The organism is uncultured Shewanella sp., assembly GCF_947501665.1.
Lineage (GTDB): Bacteria > Pseudomonadota > Gammaproteobacteria > Enterobacterales > Shewanellaceae > Shewanella.
The window spans coordinates 1-18,130 of sequence record NZ_CANMWS010000033.1; the positions used below are offsets into that span (position 1 = coordinate 1).

An 18,130-nucleotide genomic window follows, 5' to 3' on the forward strand; every position below is an offset into this window, starting at 1 on the left:
GGAGAAGGATTCGAACCTTCGAAGGCTGAGCCGTCAGATTTACAGTCTGATCCCTTTGGCCACTCGGGAACCCCTCCTCAATTGCGGCGGCAATAGTAGTCAGATTTTTTTATGATGTAAAGGTCTATTTTAAATTATTACTAAAGTATTGTGTTAAGTGGTCGATTAACTATCAACAGCTTGTTTTGGTGGTTTTTTTTTATGCAAAATACAATTTCTTTAGTGAACGAGTTAAGTTTAGGCTCTCGGCTTAATCAGGCTGTTGAAGCGAATAGAAGAGGTGAGTTTGGCCTGTTGTTGGCCCTTTTGTCAGCAGAACAAAAAGAGAGCGTTCAATTTCAGCTAAATCAACCCTCAAATGAGCAAAGTGAGAGATCACAATTTCATTTACCTGCTAAGCAACGACTTGTGGCGGATTTAAACAATGAGCAGCCCATCGTTGATAATAGTCAGGCATTTCATTTGTCGGGGACGATGGGCTTTCGATTACAAGATGGATTAATGCAAGAAGCGTTAGTGGTTCGAAGTGGCAACGGTGTTGAATTTCAAACCGTAATGGATAATTGTGACTACCACACTCAAAAGCGGGCGGATATGCTTAATTCATCAATGGACACTAAGGCAGTCACTTTAATTGAGCAATTAACGACTCAACGACAAATGAGCCAACTCATATTACAAGCTTAATTATGTCAATATTAAGGCATACAACATTGTTTAAACTTCTTACCACTGTGGCAGATACAACTTTGATTTCGTTTAGGTAATGCACATTGCTGTTGTTCGCCATCGGTATAATACCAAAGTTTGTTTTGTAATATAAAGTTTGAACGCTCGTAAATCACATCTAATTGCTTGTTTTGTTTAAACCAAGCTTTAAAGATCACAATGCCTTCTTTACTGCGCTGTTCACTGTTTAATACTTCTAGCCCTAACCATTGAGGTTGTGGGTCGTTGGCAAGTTGCTCAACGGTTAAACCGTTTTGATAATCGGGATGTTGGGTTGCAATGATATAATCAAATTTTTTTATGGCGAATGCACTATATCGAGAGCGCATGAGCTTTTCGGGTGAAGAGGCTTGTGTATGATCTTGATGAGAAAGATAGCAGCATTGGCCATAAGGCTGCATTGAGCCACATGGGCATAAGCTTGAGGGTTCATAAGAGGCAGTTTCAATCATGAGTATTGACAAGGCCTGAGTTGATAGGAGGAAATTGGCGACCATAATACAGGTTAGGCTGAGGTTTAGCATCATAATAAAAGTCAGTATCGGCTTTATTATTGGTTTCTACAACAAGATACCAATGCCCATTGGGGTATTTTTTAGATACGCCGACAAATTTGCCAGCAAACTCACTGATAGGTTCGCCGTCATCACTGTAGGGGTAATACCGAATAAGGTAATAGCCGATATCAGTTGCACTTTTACCCTCAATATGCCGTTTCACAATTCGAAAATCAACGTCTATATTGGCTTTTCTATCATTTATTTTGGCAAAAAATGTACGATATTGATCGATGATATCTTTACGTCCTAGCAGTATTTCCTTATTTTGGTTATTCGATACATAAGATGCATCTTGTGCATAGATAAAAAACATTTCTTGGGGATCGAGTGTATTAAATGCTTTGTTAAAATGATGGTAAATATGGTTAATCATGGTATTGTCATCATCAATTGCAAAACTTGATGCACTGAAAAAAAGAGAAAAAGAAAGCAAAAATATTGTCAAAATGTTTGATGAATTCATAATATTCAGGCTCTTGTTATGCCAACCCTAACTATAATACTTCCCCTTCGGTAATGACAGCATAAGATCTTTACAAAATATGTAAAAAGTATTAAGTGCATAAAAAAACGCCTTTTAGCAAGGCGTTTTAATGGCGAGTTGAGTTTTTAAACAGCCAGTTTATTTGATTGAATGAGTGGGCTTACCAACCACATTGTCGGTTTGCGAGTTTATTTTTCTCATTTAACCAGACTTGAAGAGGCGCGAAATAATCCAATACGGCATTGGCGTCCATTCTTTGACTACCTGTGACAACGGCGAGTGCCTCTGGCCAAGGTTGACTTTGTCCCATTTCTAACATGGTATTCAACTTGGCTCCCGCTTCTTTATTACCATAAATACTGCAGCGGTGAATAGGGCCTGTATTTTGTGCCATTTCACAAAGGGCTTGGTGAAATTGGAATTGTAAAATATGGGCTAAGAAATAGCGTGTATAAGGCACATTGGCAGGAACATGATATTTAGCTCCAGGATCAAAATCCGTTTCATCGCGCTCAATTGGGGCTTTAACACCCTGATATTTTTCTCTTAACTCCCACCATGATTGATTATATTGATCAGGCGTAATTTCACCGTTAAAGACTTTCCAGCGCCATTGATCAATCATTAAACCAAAAGGAAGGAAAGCGACTTTATCGAGTGCTTGTTTTAATAATAAGCCAATATCTTTTGACGCATCTGGGACCGTTTCTAATAAACCGATTTGTTGTAAGTAACTGGGTGTAATAGATAAGGCGACAGTATCACCAATGGCTTCATGAAACCCATCATTGGCGCTATTTTTAAAGATGAAAGGTTGATTTTTGTAAGCACGTTGATAATAGTTATGGCCTAATTCATGATGAATCGTGATAAAATCTTCAGCGTCTTTTTGAATACACATTTTAATGCGTATATCGTCGAGATCGTCAAGATCCCAAGCAGATGCATGGCACACAACGTCTCTATCTTTAGGTTGAGTAAAAAGTGAACGTTCCCAGAAGGTGTCTGGAAGCGGTTCAAAGCCAAGAGAAGAGAAGAAATCTTCAGCTTGTTCAACCATTTTTATTTCAGAGTAATTTTTTTCACGTAATAGCTGAGTAATATCATAGCCAGGATCGGCATCTGCCGGTGCGACGGTATCATAAATATTACCCCAGCTTTGTGCCCACATGTTTCCTAATAAATGAGCGGGAATAGGGCCGTTAGCTGGTGCAATAGTGTCACCGTATTCTTTATTTAACTCACCTCTAACATAACAATGCAGGGAGTCATATAGTGGTTTAACTTGTGTCCATAAACTATCAAGTTCTTTTGAAAAATCATCTGGCTTCATATCATATTGACTGCGCCATAAGACAGAAAGGTTGTCATAACCTAAATCGTTGGCTCCTTCATTGGCTAAGGCCACTTCTCGTTCAAACAAGGGGCGCATTGGTTTGGCAATGTTACGCCAACCTTCCCATACTTCCAGTAATATGGCTGGATCTTTTGATTCTGCCATAATGACTGACAGTTCTGGTTGGGTCAGGCATCGACCATCTTTCAAACAATATTTACCTTTGCCATAGAGTCCGTTCAGCTCAGCATTAAGCTGTGCCAGTTCAGCATTTTTAATCGGATCTAATGGAGCAGGAAGGACCAGAGAACTACGCAGAATATTGAGCTTTCTTTTATCTATATCACTTAATTCTGTTTGGCTGTATTGTGCGGCTTGAGTGGCTAATAACACAGAGGTTGCGGTTTTTTCTTCACCCACCTTAGCGGCGAGTTGAGCAGTATCATGGGTAATAAAATTGTTATAAATCCATTCAGCGCGGTTTTGTTCAATGGATAATTGGCTTAAGCGATTTTCAGCATCATTGAGAAACTGATTTGCTGTTATTGTTGATTTTTCAATATTTTCTTGATCTTTTATCTGGGGATCACTGCAAGCTGATAATCCCAACATCATCGCTACAGCGATAGATAGACGCGACTGTCTTACTACGAATAGACTCATCAATTTCTTCCCTTATGTTATTTTTGTGTGTGCATTTTACCTTTTTTGTTACTATAAAACAGCTGAAGAAAAAAAAACGTTTGTTTTTAAGTTTAAAACAATGAAAAAGAGCCGCTATAAAGACGAAATCTATTTGACAAAAAGTGAACGAGTGTTTAATTTAAACAAGTGTTTAAATCATTAACTTAAGAATTAGGATCACGGAATGGCAAACCAATCCGATACTAAAACAAAAATTCTGGATTCAGCTGAAAAACTATTTGCAGAAAGAGGTTTTTCTGAAACCTCATTGAGATTGATCACCAGTAAAGCTGAGGTCAATTTGGCATCAGTGAATTATCACTTTGGCTCGAAAAAAGAGCTTATTCGAGCTGTATTGGCTCGTTACATGGATGTCTTTATGCCTGCTGCTGCGGGTGCAATTATAACGGTAAAAGAACAAAAAGAATGTGCCAGTTTAGATGATATTTTTTCAAGTTTAGTCTCACCTTTATTAGATTTGAATCATGTGCGTACTGATGGCACTCTGATTTTTTTACAATTATTGGGTCGTGGTTACATTGAGAGCCAGGGGCATCTCCGTTGGTTTATTACGACACATTATGGCCAATACCTCACGCAATTTGTGCATGCGGTGGCAGAAAGTGCGCCTGAAATTCCGGCTGCTGAAATGTTTTGGCGGTTACATTTTACTTTAGGCACGGTGGTTTTTACTATGGCCTCTGCTGATGCATTAACAGAAATTGCTGCAGCAGATTTTAACGAGCATAATGATATTGAAGCGGTGATTCGAAAAGTGATCCCTTATCTTTCTGCTGGGGTGTCTGCACCGTTAGGCTAATTTAATAAGGTATTGTATTGATGGCATTTTTTATATTATTTTTATTCGTCGTGGTTGTGGTGCTTTTTAGTGTGAAAAGTACCCGTATGACATTATTAACCAAACCAGCATTCACTTTTTTTAAAAAGGTATTGCCTCCCTTATCCAATACTGAAAAAGAGGCAATGGAAGCGGGAGATGTGTGGTGGGAAGGAGAATTATTTCAAGGCAAACCTGATTGGAATACTCTACATGGCTATGGCAAACCCAGTTTAACCATTGAAGAGCAAGCGTTTATTGATAATCAAGTTATGACAGCACTTGGAATGATAGACGATCATGATATTGTTCAAAATAGAAAGGATTTACCTCCCGAGCTTTGGGATTACTTCAAAAAGGAAGGTTTCTTTGCCCTCATTATTCCAAAACAATATGGTGGTAAAGCTTTTTCAGCGTATGCGAATTCGACTATTGTTAGCAAAATAGCCAGTCGTAGTGTGAGTGCCGCGGTAACTGTGATGGTGCCTAATTCATTAGGCCCAGGTGAATTGTTGACACATTATGGGACGGCTGAACAAAAAAATCATTGGCTACCGGATTTAGCTAGCGGTAAAGCCATTCCTTGTTTTGCGTTAACTGGACCTGAAGCGGGCTCGGATGCGGGAGCTATTCCTGATGAGGGGATTGTTTGCCGACAAGTATTTAATGGGGAAGAAACCTTAGGGTTAAAACTGAGTTGGAATAAGCGTTATATTACGTTAGCGCCAGTTGCTACTGTGCTAGGTCTAGCATTTCAAATGCGCGATCCTGAGGGTTTATTGGGAGATAATGTCAATATAGGGATCACTTGCGCATTGATCCCGACAGATCATTTGGGTGTTGAAATAGGTCGCCGCCATAATCCACTGAATATGGCGTTTATGAATGGTACGACGTCGGGTAAAGATGTCTTTATACCACTGGATTGGATCATTGGTGGGCCATTGTACGCTGGTCGAGGCTGGCGCATGTTAGTGGAATGTTTATCGGCAGGAAGAGGTATTTCTTTACCTGCATTATCAACTGCATCGGGTCATATGACGACCAAAACAACAACCGCTTATAGTTATGTTCGTCAACAATTTGGTTTATCGATCAGCCAGTTTGAAGGGGTTCAAGAAGCTTTAGCACGAGTTATTGCCAATACTTATCAGCTTGAAGCGGCACGTCGATTAACGACAACGGGCATTGATTTAAAAGTGAAACCATCGGTGGTTACTGCGATTGCAAAATACCATATGACTGAGTTGGGTCGTCAGGTGATGGACGATGCTATGGATATTCAATCGGGTAAAGGGATCCAATTGGGCCCTAAGAATTATTTAGGCCAAGGTTATATGTCAGTGCCTATTTCGATTACCGTTGAAGGGGCGAATATTTTAACACGTAGTTTGATGATCTTTGGTCAAGGCGCAACACGATGTCACCCTTATGTGTTAGCTGAAATGGAAGCGGCGGCCATGGAAGATGAAAAAGATGGCTTAGCACGTTTTGATGCATTATTGCTTGGACATATGGGCTACGCTGCTCGCAACGCATTAAGTGCGTTTGGACATGCATTAACGGGAAGCCGCTTAGCGACAGGCCCTGTGAGTGGAGAAACAAAGCAATATTATAAAGACATGACGCGTCTATCTGCCGCTTTAGCTTTTATGACTGATTTATCGATGTTAATTATGGGCGGAGATTTAAAACGCAAAGAAATGTTATCGGCGCGTTTAGGTGATGTGCTCAGCCAATTGTATTTAGCATCAGCAACGCTAAAAATGTTTGAAGATAATGGTCGCCAGTTTGATGATTTACCGGCTGTTCGGCATGTCATGGCCACACGCTTACAATTTGCAGCAAAAGCCTTAGATGACGCTATTCGTAATTTTCCAAATAAAATGGTGGCAATATTATTACGGGTGATTATTTTCCCACTAGGAAATCGCTTTAATGCTCCTAGTGATAGCTTATCTGTTGATTTGGCACAGAGCATGAGTAAACCTGGACCTGCAAGGGACAGATTAACCTTTTTATGTCCTGATCTGAAAGATGACACAGGTGGTATTGGGGAAGTTGAACAAGCTTTTTTAGCAAAGTATGCGTGTAAAGGCTCGTATAAAAAATTGAAACAGGCTCAAAGAAGTGGCCAATTACCGGTCAAGATAGCGCCTGTAGCGTTATTTGAAGCGGCTTTGAAGGCTGATGTTATTACTAAAGATGAACATCAAGCATTAATTGATGCCGATAAATTAAGGCAAGCTGCAATTGCTGTTGATGATTTCGACACTTTGTAGTGATTTAGAAGCAATAAAAAAGGACGCAATTGCGTCCTTTTTTATTGTGTGTTTTATTAAGCCACGATAACAATTTTACAGGTATTGGTGCCGCCGATGGTCTCCATGGCATCACCTTTAGTCATTAATACCATATCACCACTTTGTAAATAGCCTGCCTGAGATAATGCAGCTAATGCCTCTTGAGGTAAGTTTTCGGAGGCGAATTGTGTCGAATCAAAGTAGAAAGGTTGCACGCCTCGATATAAAGCCATTTTAGCTAAGGTGCTTTGATGACGAGATAAAGAGAAAATAGGCAATGAAGAACTGATCCTAGACATTAATTGTGGGGTTGCACCCGACTCCGTAAGAGCGACAATTGCCTTAACACTGTCTAAATGATTAGCAGCGTACATAGTAGATAAAGCGATTGTTTCTTCAACGGTCGAGAATTGCTGATCAATTCTGTGCTTAGAGACTTGTACACTTGGGTGTGACTCAGCCCCTAAACAGACATCTGACATGGCCTTAACGGTTTCTTCAGGGAAATCCCCAGCAGCGGTTTCTGCCGACAACATAACAGCATCAGTGCCATCAAGCACCGCATTAGCCACATCCATCACTTCTGCACGTGTAGGCATAGGGCTGCTTATCATTGACTCCATCATTTGCGTTGCTGTTATGACAGGTTTGTTCAGTTGGCGAGAACGACTGATAAGCTTTTTTTGTACCGCGACTAGGGCGGGATCGCCAATTTCTACGCCTAAATCCCCCCTAGCAACCATGACCGCATCAGATGATTTAATAACATCATCCATTGCTTTGTCTGTTGCAACCGCTTCAGCACGCTCAACTTTAGAAACAATTAATGCTTTACTGCCTGCTTTAACGGCTAAAGAGCGGGCATAGTTAAGATCGGCACCACTGCGCGGGAATGACACCGCAAGATAATCAACATTAATGGCAGCAGCGGTAAGGATGTCTTGTTTATCTTTCTCTGTTAGTGCTTCTGCAGATAAACCGCCGCCTTGTTTATTAATGCCTTTATTATTAGATAAAGGACCAGCAACAGTGACACTGGTATGCACTTTATTGCCTTCTACACGTTCAACTTTCAGTTGAACACGTCCATCATCAAGCATTAAAATATCGTTGATGCTAACGTCTTGTGGTAGGGCTTTATAGTCGATACCGACTTGATTTTCATCCCCTTCACCTTTGCCTAAATCAGCATCAAGGATATAAGCTTGTCCAAGTTTCAATTGTACTTTTTTATTATCTTTGAAGGTTGAAACTCGAATTTTAGGCCCTTGTAAATCGCCTAAGATCGCCACATGTACACCTAACTCTTTAGCAATGGCTCTGGCATCAGTTGCACGTTTTAAATGATCTTCAGCTGAACCATGGGAAAAGTTAAGACGAACAACATTAGCCCCTGCTGCTATGATGCGACGTAGGTTATCATCGCGATCTGTTGCTGGGCCTAATGTGGTGACGATTTTTGTTCTGCGGAACATATCATACTCCGTTAAGATTTAAATTCTGGGACTTTATTACTTGACTATCATACCAGACATTGGTCTTTTTTGTAGGAAAATTACGAAAATTTGCTAGATAAAACCAGGTGTATTAATGACTCATATAGGTTATTTATTTGATTAAAGCCGTTTCAGATCGAGACAACGGCTAGAATAAATCACGAAATTCAATTACAGAATGGGATCTTTATCGATGCGAGATTCTTTTAAAACCTCTTTAACGCGTTTTAAGTTCTCACGAAATCGAGGGCCACGACGTAATGTAAAGCCTGTGGCTAAGACATCTACAATCACTAATTGAGCAAGTCGAGAAGCCATAGGAAGATACATATCCGTATCTTCTGGCACTTCCATTGTGACAGGCAGTGTGCAGACATTCGATAATGGTGAATGTCTTGCGGTAATGCCTATCACTGCAGCACCATTCTCACGAGCAAGTTTAGCTATATCAATCAGGGATTTAGTTCTACCTGTGTGGGAGATGAGTACGACCACATCACCATCGTTGCTATTGATACAACTCATGCGCTGCATGAGCACATCATCAAAACAAATAACGGGTACGTTAAAGCGAAAGAATTTATTTTGTGCGTCATGGGCAACAGAAGCGGAAGCACCTAAGCCAAAAAAAGAAATCTTTTTGGCCTGTGTGAGAATATCGACAGCCTTATTGACCGCTGCGGTATCGATGCTTTGTCTGGCTGTGTCCAATGAGGCCATTGAAGATTCAAATATCTTGGTTGTATAGGAATCAGGGCTATCATCTTCTTCAACATGTCGACTGACATAAGGAGTTCCGTTAGCCAGGCTCTGTGCTAAGTGCAGCTTAAAATCTGGAAAGCCTTTTGTGTCGAGTCGGCGGCAAAAACGGTTAACTGTTGGTTCGCTAACATCTGCCATTTTAGCGAGTGTGGCGATACTTGAGTGGATAGCCGTTTGAGGTGAAGCAAGGATCACCTCTGCGACTTTACGTTCAGATTTACTAAAGTGTGTCAGACTTTTTTGTACCTTTTCTAGGGTATTCATATGTATATGTCCACTCAGAAGGAATGTAGTTTTATTTTTACTTTCTACGATGGTTATTTTTTGTTCTATAACACAGCGTAGGGCGTTACAATAAATTATACTAGTGAAAGTATAAAAGTAACTAGTAAATATAGTAATTTTATCACGAAAGCATAGCAGATCTTGTAGACATCTGACTAGTGAGTACTAAAGGCGATAATTTACAAAATTTAGATGCAATTATTAAGTTCTGTTGTTATATTACAACAAATGTGTGAATTCTTGCCTTTATTAGGCTGGACACTGTAATGATAGGAGATGACGTCTCGATGGGTATAACAACAGAAGCCAAAGCTTGTGATTTTGTTCTTTTTGGAACAAAGGGGGATCTAGCAAAGCGAAAATTATTGCCTTCTTTATATCAATTGGATAAAGCTAAATTACTCAATGAAGACACTAAAATTCTGGGTGTCGCAAAAGATAATTTTACTTTAGAAGAATACCGAGCATTAGTGGAAGCTGCATTAACGACTTTCGTTAAAGAAGAAATGTGTTCTGACACATTGAATCGTTTTTTGGATCGTTGTCATTATATCGGGACAAATTTTACAGAGTCGAAAGGTTATAAAGCTTTTCATACGGTACTTGAACCGAAAAAACGCTCAACAGTCTGTTATTTTGCGACCCCGCCAGCGATTTTTGGTGATATTTGTCGTTGCTTAAATGAACAAAAGCTGATTTATCCTGATACCCGCGTTGTACTGGAAAAACCAATTGGATCTGATCTTGCTTCTTCAAAAGTCATTAATGATCAAGTATCCGCTTATTTTAATGAAGAACAGATTTATCGTATTGATCATTATTTAGGGAAAGAAACCGTACAAAACTTGATTGCATTACGTTTTGCTAATTCGTTATTTGCATCAAAATGGGATAATCGTACGATAGATCATGTACAAATTTCTGTAGCAGAAGAAGTCGGCATAGAAGGGCGTTGGGGGTATTTTGATAAAGCGGGTCAGATGCGCGATATGATCCAAAATCATTTACTGCAAGTACTGACTTTAGTGGCGATGGATCCACCCGTTAATCTCGATGCAGACAGTATTCGTGATGAAAAGGTCAAAGTGCTTAAATCATTACGGCCTATCAATGAAGATAATATCTTTGAAAATACTGTTCGTGGTCAATATTCATCTGGCTTTTTGAAAGGCTCTCCTGCACCTGGTTATTTAGAAGAAGAAGGGGCAAATGTTAATTCTAAAACAGAAACTTTTGTCGCATTGAGAGTGGATATTGATAACTGGCGTTGGGCGGGCGTACCGTTTTATCTTCGAAGTGGTAAACGGATGCCGTTTAAGAGCTCTGAAATTGTGGTGTATTTTAAAAACCCTCCTCACAACTTGTATCGTTCAAATTACCGTAATTTACCGCCTAATAAATTGACTATTCGTTTACAGCCTCATGAAGGGGTTGAAATACAAATGATGAATAAGGTCCCTGGATTAGAGGAAAAACAACGTCTTCAAACGGCCAAACTGGATTTAAGTTTCTCTGATACTTTTAAAACGGAACGTATTGCAGATGCTTATGAGCGTTTATTGTTAGAAGCCATGTTAGGTAACCAAGCCTTATTTGTTCGCCGTGATGAAGTAGAGCAAGCTTGGAGTTGGGTGGATGGGATCATCAATGCTTGGGAAAGCAGTAGTGAAAAACCGAAACCTTATCCTGCAGGCACATGGGGGCCTGTGGCATCAGTTGCGTTAATCGCAAAAGATGGTCGTTCTTGGGATGAATAGAGATAAAAGTAACATGATTAAAGAAACGGTATTTAAATCCTTTGATAACAAAGTGGCATTAGAGCAGCAATTAGCTGAACGTATTGGCGATCAACTACAAGAAGCCGTTGATATTCGAGGCCAGGCAAGTCTTGTTGTCTCTGGTGGCTCGACGCCTTTGGCATTGTTTGAACAGTTAAGCCATCGAGGTATCGATTGGAATAAAGTCCAAATTACCCTTGCTGATGAACGTTGGGTCGATAATGATCACAGTGATTCAAATGAAAAATTAGTCAAAGAGCACTTATTGTCCAATAAGGCGGCGAGTGCGAAATTTCAGGGGTTAAAAAATATGTTCTCGACGCCTGAACAAGGTGTCGCGATGACTATTGAGCAACTTGCTCACTTTTCTCGTCCTTTTGATGTGGTCATTTTGGGCATGGGTAATGATGGACATACGTGTTCTTGGTTTCCTTGCTCTGCTGAATTAAATCAAGCACTGACAACTGACGATCTTTGTGTGGCTGTGAATCCCACCACAGCACCTAATGCAAGGATCACTTTATCTAAATCTGCGATTTTGGCGAGTCGCCAAATTTATTTGCACATCGTTGGTGAGCAGAAGTTATCTGTTTACCGTGAAGCATTAACCAGTAAAGCGGTGGCAGAAATGCCTATTCGTGCTGTTTTGGGGCAAAACAGTACCCCTGTTGATGTTTATTGGAGTGCTTAAGGAGTTATTATGCAAGCCGTTATAGAAGCTGTGACTCAGCGTATTATTAAGCGTAGTGAAGTCTCCAGAGCGCAATACTTATCTGCATTAGAAGATGCGAAAATAAAAGGTGTACATCGTAGTGCGTTGAGCTGTGGAAATTTAGCTCATGGATTTGCTGCGTGTAACCCTGATGATAAATCGTCCATTAAACAGCTCAATAAAGCCAATATTGGTATCGTGACAGCGTTTAATGACATGTTATCAGCTCATCAACCTTATGAAGTGTATCCGGATTTGTTGAAAAAGGCCTGCCAAGAAATCGGCAGCGTTGCACAAGTTGCCGGCGGTGTGCCTGCTATGTGTGATGGCGTGACTCAAGGTCAGCCTGGTATGGAACTGAGTCTACTGAGCCGAGAAGTGATTGCCATGGCAACGGCTGTGGGTCTGTCACATAATATGTTTGATGGCGCATTATTATTAGGGATCTGCGATAAAATTGTTCCTGGATTATTAATTGGTGCGTTGAGTTTTGGGCACTTGCCTATGTTGTTTGTGCCTGCAGGCCCAATGAAGTCTGGGATCCCAAATAAAGAAAAAGCAAGAATAAGACAACAATTTGCCCAAGGTAAAGTTGATCGTGCTGCGTTACTTGAAGCTGAATCGGCTTCTTATCATAGTGCGGGTACTTGTACTTTCTATGGTACAGCCAACAGCAATCAGTTGATGTTAGAGGTGATGGGATTACAACTTCCGGGCTCTTCTTTTGTTAATCCTGATGATCCTCTCAGAGAAGCCTTGAGTAAAACGGCCGCCAAGCAGGTGTGCCGTCTCAATGATATGGGCTCACAATATACACCGATAGGGCAAATAGTTTCAGAAAAGTCAATTGTGAACGGTATTGTTGCACTACTGGCAACAGGTGGTTCGACCAACTTGACTATGCATATTGTCGCCATCGCCCGAGCCGCTGGCATAATCATCAATTGGGATGATTTTTCAGAACTTTCTGATGCTGTGCCTTTATTGGCTCGTGTTTACCCTAATGGGCATGCTGATATTAACCATTTTCATGCCGCAGGCGGAATGGCGCTATTGATTAAAGAGTTACTTGACGCCGGTTTATTGCATGAAGATGTTCAAACTGTTGCCGGACCGGGTCTTAGGCGTTATACCCAAGAGCCTAAATTAATTGATGGTGCATTGTCTTGGGTCGAAGGACCCACTGAGAGCTTTGACAAAGATGTATTGACGGGGGTTAACTCACCTTTTCAAGCGAATGGTGGCTTAAAACTCATGAAGGGCAATTTAGGTCGTGCGGTCATCAAAGTATCGGCAGTACAAGAAGGCAATAGAATTGTTGAAGCTCCTGCAGTCGTTATTGACGATCAAAATAAGTTAGATGCTTTATTTAAAGCGGGTGAGTTAGATAAAGATTGTGTGGTGGTGGTGAAAGGTCAAGGACCGAAAGCCATTGGTATGCCTGAGTTGCATAAACTTACGCCAATTTTAGGCAGTCTGCAAGATAAAGGCTTTAAAGTGGCATTATTAACTGACGGCCGTATGTCTGGCGCTTCAGGCAAAGTGCCTGCAGCAATTCATTTAACACCAGAGGCATTAGATGGTGGCTTAATCGCTAAAGTACAACAGGGCGATATGATCCGTTTGAATGCATTAACAGGTGAATTGAGTCTACTGGTCGATGAATCAACTTTAAACGCTCGAGTGGCTGAGACCGTTAATTTACAACCGTCTAGTTATGGTATGGGTCGTGAATTATTTGGTGCGCTGCGTTCGAATTTAAGCAGTCCAGAAACGGGTGCTCGTTGTACCCAAGCTATTGATGAAAATTATTAAGATTAGGAAGAATAACCCCATGCTTGAGAATAATTGGTCTATACAGTCACAAGATATTTTTAAATGCAGTCCTATTGTTCCTGTGATGGTGATCAATAAGATTGAAGATGCCGTACCTTTAGCCAAAGCGTTAGTGGCTGGAGGAATAAAGGTTCTTGAAGTGACGTTACGGACGGCTTGTGCGCTTGAAGCTATCGCTAAAATTGCCAAAGAAGTGCCGGAAGCTTACGTAGGTGCAGGTACAGTACTTAACGAAGAACAGTTAAATCAAGCGGTAGAAGCAGGGGCTCAGTTTGTGATCACCCCAGGGGCAACGCCTGAATTATTAAAAGCGGCAATGTCGGGTACTGTTCCCTTAATTCCTGGCGTGGCCAGTATTTCTGAAGTGATGACTGGCATGGAGTTGGGTTACACCCATTTTAAGTTTTTTCCGGCTGAGGCATCGGGTGGCGTGAATGCATTGAAAGCGTTTTCAGGCCCATTAGCCAATATCCGTTTTTGTCCAACGGGAGGCATATCACCTGATTCTTATAAAAAGTATTTAGCTTTACCCAATGTCGATTGTATTGGTGGGAGCTGGATTGCGCCAACCGATGCGATGGCGGCAGGTGATTGGAATAAGATCACCACGCTTTGTAAAGAGGCATTAACAGGGCTGTAGTGTGATTGGTTTGTGTTTATTAAAAAAGGAAGCATCATTGCTTCCTTTTTATTTTGAGTGCTACTGTTATTCTGTGGTTTGAAAAGGACTTTGTGCTTCCCAGATCCGGTAACGCAACTGAGCTTTTTCAGGTAGGTAAAATACAAAAGGGACTCGACTGTTATAATGCAGTGTTAAATCGCTGGGTAGGCGAATAAAGGCTTCTTTCTTATCAAACTTCATACAAGCCCTCATCGTGCTTGGACCGGGTGCAATCGAGTTAACTTGATAATAGTTATAGCCCCAACCTTTCACTGAGTGTTGATCTATTTTTCCCGTTAAGCTGTGCTTATTACAATCAATGACTTTGGTTTGTCCTATTTCAAACTCAATTTTATAGTTGGCTTCATTATTTTTTTTGGGTAAGTAAATAATATGCTGTGTCATGCCTTTTGAGGGAGCTGGAAACATTTTACTGGCTTCTTCTACTTGATAATTGGCACTGGTATAACTGTGGCCAATGATATGACTGTCAGCATGTGCATGAGCATAAGGAAGAGAAAAAAGGGCTATTGTACTGATGACTGAACAAAAAAAACGGTTAAATGTAAAAGGTTGAAAGGGGGGGGTTAATATTTTCATTACGACTCCAAAAGGCTTTCTATACCTTATTTATATCAATGTAATCACTTATGAGTGATTAAAAAAAAATGCTTGTGACTTTATCATTTTTATATCGATAGCAATTATCTCTTGTTAATGCCTGCTGATTTTAGCCAATATTAAGATACGATATATTCTTTGAAGTAACAAGAATATTACATGATGTCTTAAGGCGTTATCTTGATAAGGTTTCTATTTAAGTCTTTCATTTTAAAATTATTTATTTATTAATCTCGATGTTGGGAACTCGATTTTTATGACTTATTTTTAATCTTTGTTAGTATGATCTTGTGTTGTTATCGTCTAATAATGGCAATATATGCTGATTAATGGCCATTTGCTCTCTTTTCTCACTATCAGGACATAGCGGCCAATTTCATCTTATAAAGGTTTTTATATATGTCTACAAAGCCACATTCTCTTTCACATTGGCAGCATAAGCATCAGTATACAAATATTAATCATTCTGGGGAAAGGAATACTCGATATGTGTTGTATCTGACGATTATCACCATGTTTGCAGAGATCATAGCAGGCACATTTTACGGTTCTATGGCATTACTGGCTGACGGTTGGCATATGGGTACCCATGCCGCGGCTTTTATGATCACTTTATTTGCCTTTAAATACGCAAGGAAGCATGCCGACAGCCCCAACTTTTCTTTTGGAACGGGTAAAGTGAGTGTGTTAGGAGGCTTTACTAGTGCAGTGGCTTTAGGGTTAGTTGCACTTATTATGATATTTGAGTCCGCATTTAGGTTGCTAAATCCACAATCCATACAATTTAATCAGGCTATTTTAGTTGCGGTTATTGGTTTAACAGTGAATGTGTTGAGTGCTTTTTTGTTAAAAGATCATCATAGTCATTCTCATCATCATGATGGACATCACAGTCATGGAGAGCATAGCCATGATCATAATTTGAGAGCGGCATATTTTCATGTTTTGGCCGATGCACTTACGTCATTATTCGCCATTGGTGCTTTACTCATGGGGAAGTTTTTCGGTTTAAATTGGCTCGATCCTGTTATGGGGATTATCGGCAGTATTATTATTAGTCGATGGGCATGGGGATTATTAAAGCAAACCAGTCCTATTTTATTAGATGCCAATATTGATGCGGACTATCAAGCGCAGATAGTGGCGTTAATTGAAGATAATGATGATCATCAAGTGAGCGATATTCATATTTGGGCAATAACAAGCGATCATTATGCCGCTATTATTGCTATTGTGTCTCATGATCCTAAAGACGTAGACTACTTTAAGCAGCAACTGACTCGATTTGATAAATTGTCCCATGTCACCATTGAAATTAACCTTTGTCGTCAAAATGATTGTTCAGGGGAAAAGGAGGCTATTTGTTAAAGTAAAAAAGAGTTATTAGGTCTTGCTTTTATTGTGAGCAGTACTGGGAACATTCACAATAAAAAGAGCATTAATGACTCACTTTTATCGAAATTTTCATCCATTTAAGATAGATGGTGTTAACAATACCAAGTGTTTTGTAAAATTCACTTTTTGTTGATGAAACATTTTGTACGTTGCAAATATAGAGGATGATCTTGGTAAAAATGAGTGCTGCCTATACGATGAATTAAATTATGCTTTATTATTGAAATCAATATTATACTTTTATTATCTCCTTTAAAAATATATTGAATAATATTATGAAAAAGGTCATTTTTATCGGCTATATTAAAATGATATGGAATAAATATTTTCATCAGACATTGATTCTTTCTTTACCTCTTATTCTTTCCTCTTTTTCACAAATATTACTGGGTATTATCGATTTACTCATGGTTGCGAGCTTAGGAGTCGTTGCCGTTGCTTCTGTGGCTTTTGTTAATATATTAGCGCCATTAATGTTAACAATATCATTTGGTTTATCATCTGCTTTTTTGATAAAAATCGCTTATGCTTATGGCGCAAAAAATGTTGAATCTGGTGCAGAAGAATTTCGCTATGCCATGATTTTTTCTGTTATTACGGGTATCGCTCAGTGTTTCTTTTTTATAGGGTTAATGTTTATTTTAGCTAAATTAGGTCAGCCTGAAGAGGTCGTGGCCATGACGCCTCCTTATCTTTTTTGGGTTGCATTATCGTTAATTCCGGCAACTCCAGCGTTAGTATTAAAGAGTTTTACTGATGCACAAAACGATCCTTGGGCTGGTGTTAGCATTTTACTGGCCACTGTTATTTTAAATATTGTGCTCAATTATATGTTGATCCATGGTCATTGGGGCGCGCCAAAACTAGGGTTGTTAGGCGCAGGAGTAGCCACTTTTATTGCACGAACTATGGCATTTTTTGCTATTTTTTTCTATGTCTTTTTTAGAAAGAAATTTCGGGCTTACCATCCTAAAAAATGGTTTAAACCGATAAAAAAGTCTCAATTAATGGATTTATTGGCAATGTCTTTGGCTATTTCGGGTCAAGGTCTTATTATGTATGGGGCTTTTTCTATCACAGCTATTTTTATGGGAATAATAGGAACCGTCGCGCTTGCATCACATCAAATTGCGTTGGTGTGCGCTATGTCTGGTTCGATTATTCCTTGGGGGATATCATTTGCCGTTACTATTCGAGTTGGGCATGCTTTAGGTGAGAGTAAAGTCCATGATACTATGTCTATATTTATTGGTGCTCAGTGCTTAAGTGGAATAGTGATGGGAGGCGTTGCTGCGCTATTCATGTTACAAGGGCGTGCATTGTTGGGGGTGTTTTTTACTGAATTAGAGCTTATCGATTTTACAACGAGCTTATTGTTTATTGTGGGGGCATATCAACTTTTTGATTCATCCCAAATTATTAGCCTAGGGGCGTTACGTGGCTATAAAGATGTGTATAAACCCACGATGGTACTTTTTAGTATTTTTTGGTTATTTGCGCTTCCATTTGGGGCTGTTTTAGCTTTTTATTTACAATATGGTGGGTTAAGCTTATGGGTTGGTTTAGCGATAGGTATCATGGTCTGTGCTGTCACACTGACGCTTCGTTTTATATGCCTATACCGTTTAATGTTATCTAGGCATTAATGCA

Annotated in this window: 15 protein-coding genes; 9 read left to right on the forward strand and 6 right to left on the reverse strand. The window is 39.8% G+C overall.

The annotated features are described in order from the left end of the window. Positions 1–201 precede the first annotated feature (201 nt). Complete coding sequence (locus tag Q0976_RS20685; protein ID WP_299495977.1) at positions 202–687, forward strand: VC2046/SO_2500 family protein; 486 nt, start codon at positions 202–204, stop codon at positions 685–687. An 11-nt stretch (positions 688–698) separates the two neighbouring features. On the opposite strand, the gene Q0976_RS20690 is transcribed toward Q0976_RS20685, so the two are convergent. The 3 genes from Q0976_RS20690 to Q0976_RS20700 all read right to left on the reverse strand — a co-directional run bounded on the left by Q0976_RS20690 (position 699) and on the right by Q0976_RS20700 (position 3,772). Next, positions 699–1,181, reverse strand: coding sequence for a YchJ family protein (locus Q0976_RS20690; protein ID WP_299495979.1), 483 nt, complete (start codon positions 1,179–1,181; stop codon positions 699–701). Beyond that, entirely contained in the window at positions 1,174–1,752 is a 579-nt protein-coding gene (locus Q0976_RS20695; RefSeq protein WP_299495981.1) for a DUF4440 domain-containing protein, read from the reverse strand. Before Q0976_RS20695 ends, Q0976_RS20690 begins: the two co-directional genes overlap by 8 nt. A gap of 181 nt (positions 1,753–1,933) precedes the next feature. Then, complete coding sequence (locus Q0976_RS20700; protein ID WP_299495983.1) at positions 1,934–3,772, reverse strand: M2 family metallopeptidase; 1,839 nt, start codon at positions 3,770–3,772, stop codon at positions 1,934–1,936. Between the two features lie 205 nt (positions 3,773–3,977). Between Q0976_RS20700 and Q0976_RS20705 the strand changes: the two genes are divergently transcribed. Both Q0976_RS20705 and Q0976_RS20710 read left to right on the forward strand, forming a co-directional pair. Next, positions 3,978–4,613 (forward strand): TetR/AcrR family transcriptional regulator, encoded by a 636-nt coding sequence (locus Q0976_RS20705; protein ID WP_299495985.1) that lies wholly within the window; start codon positions 3,978–3,980, stop codon positions 4,611–4,613. A 20-nt stretch (positions 4,614–4,633) separates the two neighbouring features. Continuing rightward, positions 4,634–6,913 (forward strand): acyl-CoA dehydrogenase, encoded by a 2,280-nt coding sequence (locus Q0976_RS20710; protein ID WP_299495987.1) that lies wholly within the window; start codon positions 4,634–4,636, stop codon positions 6,911–6,913. Positions 6,914–6,969: 56 nt separating this feature from the next. Here the strand turns inward: Q0976_RS20710 and pyk are convergent, their stop codons facing one another. Further along, a complete protein-coding gene (gene pyk, locus Q0976_RS20715) occupies positions 6,970–8,409 on the reverse strand; it encodes a pyruvate kinase (RefSeq protein WP_299495990.1) in 1,440 nt (479 codons plus the stop codon). 192 nt (positions 8,410–8,601) lie between these two features. Further along, positions 8,602–9,456 (reverse strand): MurR/RpiR family transcriptional regulator, encoded by an 855-nt coding sequence (locus tag Q0976_RS20720; RefSeq protein ID WP_299495992.1) that lies wholly within the window; start codon positions 9,454–9,456, stop codon positions 8,602–8,604. A gap of 308 nt (positions 9,457–9,764) precedes the next feature. Between Q0976_RS20720 and zwf the strand changes: the two genes are divergently transcribed. Genes zwf through Q0976_RS20740 form a run of 4 tightly spaced genes read left to right on the forward strand, consistent with a single transcriptional unit; the run spans position 9,765 to position 14,443 of the window. Next, positions 9,765–11,234, forward strand: coding sequence for a glucose-6-phosphate dehydrogenase (gene zwf / locus Q0976_RS20725; protein ID WP_299495995.1), 1,470 nt, complete (start codon positions 9,765–9,767; stop codon positions 11,232–11,234). A gap of 13 nt (positions 11,235–11,247) precedes the next feature. Further along, entirely contained in the window at positions 11,248–11,946 is a 699-nt protein-coding gene (gene pgl / locus Q0976_RS20730; protein ID WP_299496084.1) for a 6-phosphogluconolactonase, read from the forward strand. Positions 11,947–11,955: 9 nt separating this feature from the next. Next, positions 11,956–13,782, forward strand: a complete 1,827-nt coding sequence (gene edd, locus Q0976_RS20735; RefSeq protein WP_299495997.1) for a phosphogluconate dehydratase — start codon at positions 11,956–11,958, stop codon at positions 13,780–13,782. Between the two features lie 19 nt (positions 13,783–13,801). Beyond that, complete coding sequence (locus Q0976_RS20740; RefSeq protein ID WP_299496000.1) at positions 13,802–14,443, forward strand: bifunctional 4-hydroxy-2-oxoglutarate aldolase/2-dehydro-3-deoxy-phosphogluconate aldolase; 642 nt, start codon at positions 13,802–13,804, stop codon at positions 14,441–14,443. A 66-nt stretch (positions 14,444–14,509) separates the two neighbouring features. Here the strand turns inward: Q0976_RS20740 and eco are convergent, their stop codons facing one another. Then, positions 14,510–15,064, reverse strand: coding sequence for a serine protease inhibitor ecotin (gene eco, locus Q0976_RS20745; protein ID WP_299496003.1), 555 nt, complete (start codon positions 15,062–15,064; stop codon positions 14,510–14,512). A 420-nt stretch (positions 15,065–15,484) separates the two neighbouring features. Between eco and dmeF the strand changes: the two genes are divergently transcribed. Further along, positions 15,485–16,453 (forward strand): CDF family Co(II)/Ni(II) efflux transporter DmeF, encoded by a 969-nt coding sequence (dmeF, locus tag Q0976_RS20750; RefSeq protein WP_299496006.1) that lies wholly within the window; start codon positions 15,485–15,487, stop codon positions 16,451–16,453. A 302-nt stretch (positions 16,454–16,755) separates the two neighbouring features. Further along, positions 16,756–18,126: an MATE family efflux transporter gene (locus tag Q0976_RS20755; protein ID WP_299496007.1), complete on the forward strand. Its 1,371-nt coding sequence runs from the start codon at positions 16,756–16,758 to the stop codon at positions 18,124–18,126. Positions 18,127–18,130: the final 4 nt, after the last annotated feature.

What these genes read in the sequence shown, in the direction of transcription:
- zwf (WP_299495995.1), top strand. Translation starts at nt 9,765, where the DNA reads ATGGGTATAACAACAGAAGCCAAAGCTTGTGATTTTGTTCTTTTTGGA.
- Q0976_RS20695 (WP_299495981.1), bottom strand. Translation starts at nt 1,752, where the DNA reads ATGAATTCATCAAACATTTTGACAATATTTTTGCTTTCTTTTTCTCTT.
- edd (WP_299495997.1), top strand. Translation starts at nt 11,956, where the DNA reads ATGCAAGCCGTTATAGAAGCTGTGACTCAGCGTATTATTAAGCGTAGT.
- Q0976_RS20720 (WP_299495992.1), bottom strand. Translation starts at nt 9,456, where the DNA reads ATGAATACCCTAGAAAAGGTACAAAAAAGTCTGACACACTTTAGTAAA.
- Q0976_RS20755 (WP_299496007.1), top strand. Translation starts at nt 16,756, where the DNA reads ATGAAAAAGGTCATTTTTATCGGCTATATTAAAATGATATGGAATAAA.
- pgl (WP_299496084.1), top strand. Translation starts at nt 11,248, where the DNA reads ATGATTAAAGAAACGGTATTTAAATCCTTTGATAACAAAGTGGCATTA.
- eco (WP_299496003.1), bottom strand. Translation starts at nt 15,064, where the DNA reads ATGAAAATATTAACCCCCCCCTTTCAACCTTTTACATTTAACCGTTTT.
- dmeF (WP_299496006.1), top strand. Translation starts at nt 15,485, where the DNA reads ATGTCTACAAAGCCACATTCTCTTTCACATTGGCAGCATAAGCATCAG.
- Q0976_RS20700 (WP_299495983.1), bottom strand. Translation starts at nt 3,772, where the DNA reads ATGAGTCTATTCGTAGTAAGACAGTCGCGTCTATCTATCGCTGTAGCG.
- Q0976_RS20710 (WP_299495987.1), top strand. Translation starts at nt 4,634, where the DNA reads ATGGCATTTTTTATATTATTTTTATTCGTCGTGGTTGTGGTGCTTTTT.
- pyk (WP_299495990.1), bottom strand. Translation starts at nt 8,409, where the DNA reads ATGTTCCGCAGAACAAAAATCGTCACCACATTAGGCCCAGCAACAGAT.
- Q0976_RS20685 (WP_299495977.1), top strand. Translation starts at nt 202, where the DNA reads ATGCAAAATACAATTTCTTTAGTGAACGAGTTAAGTTTAGGCTCTCGG.
- Q0976_RS20740 (WP_299496000.1), top strand. Translation starts at nt 13,802, where the DNA reads ATGCTTGAGAATAATTGGTCTATACAGTCACAAGATATTTTTAAATGC.
- Q0976_RS20705 (WP_299495985.1), top strand. Translation starts at nt 3,978, where the DNA reads ATGGCAAACCAATCCGATACTAAAACAAAAATTCTGGATTCAGCTGAA.
- Q0976_RS20690 (WP_299495979.1), bottom strand. Translation starts at nt 1,181, where the DNA reads ATGATTGAAACTGCCTCTTATGAACCCTCAAGCTTATGCCCATGTGGC.